This is a genomic window from Moorena sp. SIO4E2 (genome assembly GCF_010671945.1).
Lineage (GTDB): Bacteria > Cyanobacteriota > Cyanobacteriia > Cyanobacteriales > Coleofasciculaceae > Moorena > Moorena producens.
In genome coordinates, this window is the sequence record NZ_JAAHIE010001243.1 from 1 (window position 1) to 1,359 (window position 1,359).

Here is a 1,359-nt window from a genome sequence, read left to right on the forward strand (position 1 = left end):
TCTAGTCAGTTGGCAGAACTCTAATCCAGACAATTGAGGTAATCCTATGACTTTCATCAACAAACTTCATTCTACGCCCCAGAATTACTCCGATTTTACTGTACCCTTAAAAATTAAAGCATCTGATATATCAATCGTTATTCCCGTTAGGAATAATCAAGAAGGACTGGATTTATTTTTAACTGAATTTTTTAACACCCAGAATCCCCACATCTATCCAAAAGAAATTATTATAGTTGATAATAACTCCAGGCGACCAATTACTATCGCTCAACACTTCCAAGGTAATAATCTTTCGATCAGATTACTGAAATGCTCAAAAAATGATGTGGCCTCTGCCAGAAACGTAGGCATCAACTATGCCAAAGGAGATTGGATTTTATTTACCGATAGCCACTGTCTTCCATCTGAATCATTTATCGAAGGCTATCTTAATACTAAAAATGGCTCAATAGGCTATGCAGGTAATGTGAAAGCATGGGGCAAGGATTTATTATCAAACTTTTATGACGGTCAAGAAAGATTCATTCCCTTAACCATGATTGAAGAGTGCCAGATCAGTAGACCAGAATCATTAATTACAGCCAATGCCCTGATTTGGAAAAAAGCACTTCAACAAATTGGTGGATTTAAAGAAACTATTACAATTCCCGAGGGAGCCGATCTAGATTTAGCATTTCGGTTATTCCAAATTGGTCAATTATCCTATTGTTGGCAATCCATTGTCTATCCTAATCACAATAAAGAAATCCCCGAATTTATCCAGCGATTTATCAACGATCAAAACAGTAAACTAATGGTGAGTAATCTCTATCATATTTAAATGATGGGAGTAGGGAGTAGGGAATCGGGAGTCGGGAGTCGGGAGTCGGGAATCGGGAATCGGGAATCGGGAATCGGGAGTCGGAAACCTCCCCTAATCTGAAGGCGGTAATTCCTGATCCCTCAAGCTTTTTTTACCTGTTCCCGCATAATATTTATATTGTTCAATGATAATTTTCGCCAGCTCAGAAAGGGGTATTTCCTTACCATCAATTTGAGCTTTAACATAAATCTTCAGAGCTTCAATATAAGATAGACCAAGAGCCAAAGTTAGTGCTGCTGCCGTTGAGCCTGATATTGCTCCACCAAGAACAGTGCCTGCACCAGGAATCATTTTGAGTAAATTCGCGACAATTACTTTACCCACTGCAGTCACTCCTCCTGTACCCCCAAGAGCAGATATCACCATGCCCAGAAAAGCTCTTTCAACCGTTAATCCAAAAATGCTGGTGATGTTAGCAATCATTACCGTTTGCATCGTTACCAAGATTGGCGCATCAGAAAACGGAATTGGTGAGGCACCAACCAATGCTGAAC

2 protein-coding genes are annotated in these 1,359 nt (G+C 39.7%); one reads left to right on the forward strand and one right to left on the reverse strand.

All coding sequences use genetic code 11. The features are described 5' to 3' along the window. Window positions 1-46 precede the first annotated feature (46 nt). Window positions 47-823: a glycosyltransferase family 2 protein gene (locus F6K37_RS42585; protein WP_287257244.1), complete on the forward strand. Its 777-nt coding sequence runs from the start codon at window positions 47-49 to the stop codon at window positions 821-823. Between the two features lie 93 nt (window positions 824-916). Here F6K37_RS42585 and F6K37_RS42590 read toward each other — a convergent pair whose 3' ends face one another. Beyond that, window positions 917-1,351: a DUF697 domain-containing protein gene (locus F6K37_RS42590; RefSeq protein WP_287257245.1), complete on the reverse strand. Its 435-nt coding sequence runs from the start codon at window positions 1,349-1,351 to the stop codon at window positions 917-919. Window positions 1,352-1,359 lie beyond the last annotated feature (8 nt).

Coding starts and splice junctions, on each gene's coding strand:
- F6K37_RS42585 (WP_287257244.1), top strand. CDS start 47: ATGACTTTCATCAACAAACTTCATTCTACGCCCCAGAATTACTCCGAT.